6 protein-coding genes and 1 rRNA gene are annotated in these 7,151 nt (G+C 61.3%); all 7 read right to left on the bottom strand.

What is annotated here, in order from left to right:
- Nucleotides 1-184 (bottom strand): 16S ribosomal RNA (locus FE782_RS07795); the annotation flags it as partial.
- A 363-nt stretch (nucleotides 185-547) separates the two neighbouring features.
- Complete coding sequence (locus tag FE782_RS07790) at nucleotides 548-1,960, bottom strand: sulfatase family protein (RefSeq protein WP_138193496.1); 1,413 nt, start codon at nucleotides 1,958-1,960, stop codon at nucleotides 548-550.
- Nucleotides 1,957-2,502, bottom strand: coding sequence for an adenylyl-sulfate kinase (gene cysC, locus FE782_RS07785; RefSeq protein WP_138193495.1), 546 nt, complete (start codon nucleotides 2,500-2,502; stop codon nucleotides 1,957-1,959). The genes FE782_RS07790 and cysC overlap by 4 nt, the downstream gene beginning before the upstream one ends.
- Nucleotides 2,503-2,549: 47 nt before the next feature.
- Nucleotides 2,550-3,947, bottom strand: a complete 1,398-nt coding sequence (locus FE782_RS07780) for a sulfatase family protein (RefSeq protein WP_138193494.1) — start codon at nucleotides 3,945-3,947, stop codon at nucleotides 2,550-2,552.
- Nucleotides 3,948-3,961: 14 nt separating this feature from the next.
- On the bottom strand, nucleotides 3,962-4,765 hold the full coding sequence (locus tag FE782_RS07775; RefSeq protein WP_138193493.1) for a sugar phosphate isomerase/epimerase family protein: 804 nt from the start codon (nucleotides 4,763-4,765) through the stop codon (nucleotides 3,962-3,964).
- Nucleotides 4,766-4,805: 40 nt separating this feature from the next.
- Entirely contained in the window at nucleotides 4,806-5,912 is a 1,107-nt protein-coding gene (locus tag FE782_RS07770; protein ID WP_138193492.1) for a Gfo/Idh/MocA family protein, read from the bottom strand.
- 82 nt (nucleotides 5,913-5,994) lie between these two features.
- Nucleotides 5,995-7,068 carry a Gfo/Idh/MocA family protein gene (locus FE782_RS07765; RefSeq protein ID WP_158299288.1) on the bottom strand — a complete coding sequence of 358 codons (1,074 nt, stop codon included), beginning with the start codon at nucleotides 7,066-7,068 and terminating at the stop codon, nucleotides 5,995-5,997.
- Nucleotides 7,069-7,151 lie beyond the last annotated feature (83 nt).

Raw genomic sequence — 7,151 nt, 5'->3', positions numbered from 1 at the left:
GCGAATCGATTATCCGGTATTAGCAGGCGTTTCCGCCAGTTATCCCGGTCTTATGGGCAGGTTGCCTACGTGTTACTCACCCGTCCGCCGCTAAGTGAACCCCGAAGGGAACACTCCGCTCGACTTGCATGTATTAGGCACGCCGCCAGCGTTCGTCCTGAGCCAGGATCAAACTCTCCAAAAAGGGTAGTTCAATATACTGCGCTCATTACAAGCTAGCATTTCTTACTTTAAGCATATGCTTGGAGATTTTTTCTCGGCGAGTTCCTCGCCTGCGAAAAAACTCCGGCTCATGTTCAGTTTTCAAGGAGCAAGCTTGTCTTACTCGGCTTCTCTCGGCCGGATAAATACTCTACCACAGCCGATCGCTCGCCTGCAAGCGACAATGTTTTCCATCGCTTCGGGTCATTCGACCGTGCCGCCCGTATCTCGCGGCGACAAGAATATACTATACTCGCTTTTTATTAAGGATGCAAATGGTATTTTGTTACAACAACAAAGTAGGCACCTAAGCCTCGCGGCCTGGGTGCCGTTATACGAATGCCTCTTACTTGCAAACCCGATCGAACCGCTCGCGCCTCGGGTCCGACCGCCAATCGTCCCATGTCAATCCCGAATGCTCCAGAATCGCCTCGATCCGGCGGCGGAACGGCAGCCCCGCGACCGACAACTGTTCCTGCATCGGATCCGGCTTGCCCTGGAGAATTCCATACACCCAACGGTTTAGCCGCTCCTGCATGGCCGCCGCCACATCCGGTCGCTCGTCGATCAAATTGCGGGTTTCCCCCGGGTCTTCCTCTAAATCGTACAGCTCCGCGGGCGGTCGAACGAAAGGACCCGAATCGTAAGTGCGGATATACTTATAACGATCGTCGCGAATGCCGCGTGCCGCCTGCCAAGCGCATTCGCTAAGGAAGACGGCGTCGTGCGTCCGCTCCGTCTCGCCGCGAATGGCGGGCCACAGACTGCGGCCGTCCAACCCTTCCGGCTCCGCGAGCGACGAGATGTCGATGCCGTCGGGCGACGCGTCCCGGACGGCCGCAAGCACGGTCGGCAGCAGGTCGACCTGCTGCACGAGCTCGCTCACCCGCCGGCCCGGCGGAATGACGCCCGGCCAACGCATAATGACCGGCACATGCACGGTCGGCTCGTACAGTCCGCAATGATCCCAATAGATGTCATGCTCGGTCAAGCTCTCGCCGTGGTCGCCGAAGAAGATGAGCAGCGTCTCCTCCCGAATCCCGAGCCGATCCAGATGCTCGTCGAGCTCCCGCAGCCGGTCGTCCAAATACCGGATTTCAGCATCATACATTGCGTCGTAGTAGACACTATCCGTAACGGGACCGACTAGATCGTAATGATGGTGTTTGAAGAACGGGTATGCCAGATGGTTATAGGCGGCATCCATGCTCCGGTTCGCAGGATCGTAAGGATCCCTGCCCTTTTCGTAAAACATGGATTTGTACTCTTCGGGCGGCAAGTACGGCGTATGCGCATCCCAATAATGAAGAAACAAGAAGAGCGATTCGTCTTTATGCTGCGTCAACCAAGGCAACGCCATATCGTTGACGGTCCGTCCGTCGATCCAGCGCCGGCGGTCGTCGACGCTGTTCATATAATAACGGAACCCGCGCGCGAACCATTCCTTCAATTGATACAAGTTGTCGACCGCCGCGGTCGTAAACCCCGCGCCGCGCAGCATCGTAGGCAGCCAATCCCGCGACTTCGGCAGCTTCGTCAAGGAAGAGCCGTGCGAGACGATGCCCGTACGAAGCCCGACCTTGCCGCTGAAGATGCCGGTGTGAGCGACCTCCGTCGGGATGTCGGCGGCGTACGCCTTTTCGAATAACACCCCTTCGGAGGCGATACGGTCCAAATACGGGCTCGTCGGCTTCGAATACCCGTAGCAGCCGAGCCGGGACGCGCGCAGCGTATCGAGCGACACGAAGACGATCTTCATCCGACGCCACCTCTTCGGAGCGGCGGCGCGACCAAATCGACGATCGCCGCGGCGTTGCTTGCCAGCGCCCCCGACCGCGTGTCGATGACCACATCCGCGTCGGTCGGCTCCTCGTACGGGTCCGAGATGCCTGTGAACGCGGCGATTTCCCCGCGACGCGCCTTAGCGTACAATCCCTTGACGTCCCGCTTCTCGCATTCGTCGAGCGGGCAGCGGACGTAAATTTCGGTGTATCCCGGAACATGGGCGCGAACGTATTCCCGCATCTCCCGATACGGGGTGATCGCCGAGACGAGCACGGTGACGCCGTTGCGCGACAGTAGCTTCGCGACGTACGCGATGCGACGAATATTTTCCAACCGGTCCTCTCTCGAGAACCCCAATCCTCTGCAGATCGTTTCCCGCAGCTCGTCGCCATCCAGCAGCTCGGCGCGAACCCCGCGCTCCCGGAGCATCTCTTCGACGCATCGGGCGGTCGTCGTCTTGCCGGAGCCCGACAATCCCGTAAACCAGAGCACCGGGCTTGCTTGCGATGTATTCATGCTGTGATTCACCCTCTCTCCTCGAGACTTCGTCCGCGCCGACGCCGTCATTTCGCTTGCGCTTCCTTCTCTTTCGCCTGCAGGGAGCGGGCGTTGGAGATCGAGCCGATATAGAGCGATTCATAAGCTTCCTGCGACGAGCGGAACGTCTTCCCGGTGCCGCTCCAATCTGTATTGGTATAGATCGGATTCGTTCGGCCTGTCTCCGATTCCCGCTTCGCGATATGCGCCAGCATGCGCTGCTCGAGATAAGCGACGACGTCGGGCTCGCGGTCGGCGACGTTTTCGTTTTCCTCCGGGTCCCGAATCAGGTTGTACAGCTCTACCTCCGGCTTGCCATGGAAGTCGGGCTCCAGCGCGCGAATGAGCTTCCACTCCGGCGTCCGCCACCCATGCTTGCGCATCCAGGTGCACTCGGTGATATAAAATTCGCTCACCTTCTCGCTCTTCTCGCCGTACATCGCCGGCACGAGGCTGCGGCCGTCGAACGCGTACGGCGGCTCGAGGCCGAGCAGCTGCACGATCGTCGGCGTAATGTCTTGGATGAGCGAGACGTCCGCGACCCGCTTGCCGGCCGGCACGCGTCCCGGAAACTTGATGATGAGCGGCACGACCAGCGTGCAATCGTATAAGCCGTGATGATCGAAGAAGCAATCATGCTCGTAGAGCGTCTCGCCGTGGTCGGACGTAATGACGACGAGCGTCTCATCGATGATGCCGAGCGCCTCGATCTTCGCGAAGATCGCTTGGATGCAGGCGTCCATATACGCAACGGCTCCGTCGTATTGGGCGCTGACGTATTCGTGGTCCGTGACGCCTTCCGGAATCCAAGACTTCAAGAAGTCGGCGAACGGCTTGAACGCGTACACCGGCTCCATGGAACGGTTGGACGGATCCTTCTCGTTCGCGCCGTAGAACATGCGGTCGTACGGCTTCGGCGGCAAATACGGAGAGTGCGGGTCCATATGTCTCATGAACAGGAAGAACGGCTTCTCGTCCGCCGCCAATCGCTCCAACTCCGGAATCGCGACGTCGTTCAGCAGCTGCGCCTTCGGCGTGCGCCCGGTGTCGTCCGGCAGCCAGGACTCGTAGTTCAAATACGTCTGGAATCCGCGCGAGGACGGATTGCCGGTAAAGCCGAGGCAGGTCGTGTTGTAACCGGCGTCGCCGAGCATCTCGGCCAACGTGCGCACATGCCCGCCGAGCGGACCTTTATGACGCAGCGCCACGACGTCCGTTCCGAACATATCCATGCCGGTCAGCATCGACGCGTACGCCGGCGTCGTCGGGATGCTCGGGCTGAAGTGCGCCTCGAACAACGTCCCTTCCTTCGCGAACGCATCGAGATAAGGCGTCGTTAATTTTCCGTATCCATAAGAGCTCATATGATCGCGGCGCAGGCTGTCGATGCCGAATACGATCACGTTCGGTTGCTTCTTCGCCATTCGCTCGTTCCTCCTTATCTCGCGTTCAACTGCTTCAGACATGCGTTCAAGTACCCGTACGATTCAGCCGCGACGGTCGCAACGTCCGCGAGCGAATGCTCCGGCTTCGCGCCGATGACCTCCAGTACGACCGGTCCGTCGTAGCCGCCGTCCACCATCGCCTTGCAATAGCCGAACAAGTCGATGTCGCCGCGGCCGCACGCCTGCAGCTCGATCGGGCCGGGTCCTTGCGCCCTGCCTTGGCAATCGCGGATGTGAATATGCTTCACGCGGCTGAGGACGGCGGGGAGCGCTTCTTCGGCGTTTTCCCCGGAGCGGTGAATATGGCTCGGGTCCATATCGATGCCGAAGGCGGGCGAATCGATCTCGGCCATCGCGCGTAACGTCGTCGGCGTATTGTAGATCGCGTTGCCGACATGCGCCTTGACGCAAAGCGTGACGCCGAGCGCCTCGGCCTTGCGCGACATCTTCGCGAGCTGGGCGATCGACGCCGCTACATCCTCTTCGACGCCCGACTTGCCGCCCGGGCCGACGTTCACGACCGGGATGCCGAGACCGGCCGCCGCTTCCAGCGCCGTCGTCAAGCGTTCCTCGTTCAGCGTCGCCACTTCCATGGAGAGCAGCGAGAGGCCGTTCTCCTCCGCGATTCGCAGCAGTTCGTCCCTCTGTTCCTGCCAACGGGACAGATCGAGATGCTCGCACATGCCTTGGATCGCCGCGAGCTCGACGCCGTCGTAGCCGGCGCGCGCGATCGACCGTGCGGCCGTCCTGAAGTCGAATTCTTTAAACAACACCGAATTGACGCCTAATCGTATCATCGTTACGTATCACTCCTTCGTGGAAAATGGGTATTCCCGATCACAGCATCGTCAGCGGATCGCCGTGCAGCGGCGGCAGCCGCCGCGGACGGACGAGCTCGCCGCCGCGTTCGTACGATTCGATGACCGCGAACGTATACTCCAGCACCGCCAACGCGTCCCGTCCGTTCGCCCGCAGCTGCTCGCGCGGCACGCCGTTCGAGACGTCCTCGAGGAACGCGTGCAGCCGGTTGCCGAACGTCGTGCCGAAGTCGTTCGTGCCGTAGTTCGTCACCTCCGGCTCCGGTTGGACGCTGATGGCGGGGATGCCCTTTTCCGCTTTCCAATAAGACACCTTCTCGACGCAGTTTTCAATAGCGAACGTGCCTTTCGAGCCCGCCATCTCGAAGCTCCACCAGCCGCCGAGGCCGTACACCGCGTCGCCGCGCTGGCTGAGCAGGTAGCCGACGCCGCCGTTCGCGAATTTGACGTGGATGCTGTTGATCGACACCATCACGTCGCCCGCGTTCCGGCGGAAGCCCGGACGATCGGAGAACGTTTGGATATGCGTAATGTCGCCGCAGAAGTGGCGCATGACGCTGAACGGATGCGTGAGGAACGCTTTCATATGGAAGTATGGATGATCTTTGATCTTCGGCGAGCCCGCGGCCGCATATCCCGCTTCGCCGCCGTTGAAGCCCATCTTCATCAAACAGTAAACGAGCTCCCCGACGCCGCCCTCGTTCACGTATTGCATCGCCTTCTCGGCCGGCGGAGTGAAGTAATGGTTCAGGTTGCAGCCGAGATATACCTTCATCTTTTCCGCCGCGGCGTACAGCTGCCGCCCTTCCTCGATGTCGTGCGCCAACGGCTTCTCGACCAGCACGTGCTTGCCCGCGAGAATCGCCTCCATCGCCGGCTCGAAGTGCCAGCTGCCGTTGTCGATGCCGCCGGTCGTGACGTCGACGATTTGCAAATCCGGCTCGCTCTCGAGCATGGTCTGCAGGCTGTAGTACGCCTTCACGCCGAACTTCTCCGCGGCCGCGTCCGCCTTCGCCTTCACGACGTCGCACACGGCGACGAGATCCGCCAATTCGTCCTTCTGGTAGCAGGCGGCGTGATTGTTGCCGATGCCGCCCATGCCTACGATGCCGATTTTCAATGCCATCGAGTCGCTTTCGAGACGCTGCGCGTCGCAGCGGTCGCGAAAGCGTTCACCTCCTTGTTTATATTCAGAAAATGGATGATCCCTACACGCTCTCGATCGCTGCGTCGTCGAGCCTCACCCGGCGTCCCTCGCGCGCCGAAACGTACGTCGCGAGCACCATGCGAAGCGCGGTACGCCCTTCCTCCGCCGTCGCGATCGGGCCGCGTTCGCCTCGCAGGAACGCCGCGAGCGGCTCCGCGAGCGCCCGAATGCGGGCGAAGTGCGTCTCCGGCGTCTCGATGCCGCTGTCGATCCAGCGCCCTTCCTCCGTCGAATACCATCGGAGGCCCGGCGCGCCCGGCGCTCTAGGTACGTTGCAGCTGACCGCGTCGCCGAAGTTTTGTACGATCGTCCCCTTCTCGCAGACGATCTCCGTCGTGTTCTCGGCCGCCGCGCACGTGAACGAGCAGTTCACCTCGGCGAGCGGGCCGCCCGGGTACCGGAACAAGGCGACGCCGTTGTCCATCGGAATGCGGGGGTGATGCAGCGACTCGATTTCCGCCGTGACGCTCTCCGGCTCGCCCAGGAGCCATAACAAGAAGTCGACCGGATGCGAGGCGTCGTCCGCCCAGATGTCGCGGTTGAGCTTCGGGTCGACGTGCCACGAATCGGCGAACGCGGGCTGCAGCCCGACGCTTAAGCCGTGCCGGCGCCGAACCGTGAACGCGCGACCGAGCCGGCCTTCGTCAAGAAGCGCTTTCATCTTCGCGTTTTGCGGGTCGACCCGCATCTGCCACGCCATCGTAAACGGCACGCCGTACCGCTTCACCGCTTCCACCATCATGTCCGCTTCGGCCGACGTCAGCGCCATCGGCTTCTGCAGCACGATCGCCTTGCCGGCGGCGGCCGCCTGGACGACGAGCTCCGCATGCAGCGACGTCTCGGAGGCGATGACGACGGCGTGCACGTCGGGTCTAGCCAGCAGCGCTTCGACGTCCGTGCAAGCTTCCAACCCGTGCGCCTCAGCGGCTTGCGCGAGCCGCGTCCGATCATGATCCCAGCCCGTTGCGACTCGAATCCCATAGTCTTCGTTCCTTCTCCATTCCTCGATGTACCCGTTGACGTGCCCGTGGGCGAATCCGAGGATCGCCGCGTTCACGCATCGGCGATGTTCCATCCCGCTCCCCCTTTCGAGTTCAAGAAGTCCGTTCGTTGCGTTGCGATGCATTCCGCCTTTCTCTCTGTATCATAAAATAACCG

The sequence above is a fragment of the Paenibacillus antri genome, assembly GCF_005765165.1.
In the GTDB taxonomy this organism is placed as follows: Bacteria; Bacillota; Bacilli; order Paenibacillales; family YIM-B00363; genus Paenibacillus_AE; species Paenibacillus_AE antri.
The sequence above is the reverse complement of the archived record's forward strand: the minus strand, read 5'-3'. Positions and strand labels throughout refer to the sequence as shown.

Bases quoted from the DNA above. Each gene is read 5' to 3' on its own strand.
- FE782_RS07790 (WP_138193496.1), bottom strand. From the start codon at position 1,960: ATGAAGATCGTCTTCGTGTCGCTCGATACGCTGCGCGCGTCCCGGCTC.
- cysC (WP_138193495.1), bottom strand. From the start codon at position 2,502: ATGAATACATCGCAAGCAAGCCCGGTGCTCTGGTTTACGGGATTGTCG.
- FE782_RS07780 (WP_138193494.1), bottom strand. From the start codon at position 3,947: ATGGCGAAGAAGCAACCGAACGTGATCGTATTCGGCATCGACAGCCTG.
- FE782_RS07775 (WP_138193493.1), bottom strand. From the start codon at position 4,765: ATGATACGATTAGGCGTCAATTCGGTGTTGTTTAAAGAATTCGACTTC.
- FE782_RS07770 (WP_138193492.1), bottom strand. From the start codon at position 5,912: ATGGCATTGAAAATCGGCATCGTAGGCATGGGCGGCATCGGCAACAAT.
- FE782_RS07765 (WP_158299288.1), bottom strand. From the start codon at position 7,068: ATGGAACATCGCCGATGCGTGAACGCGGCGATCCTCGGATTCGCCCAC.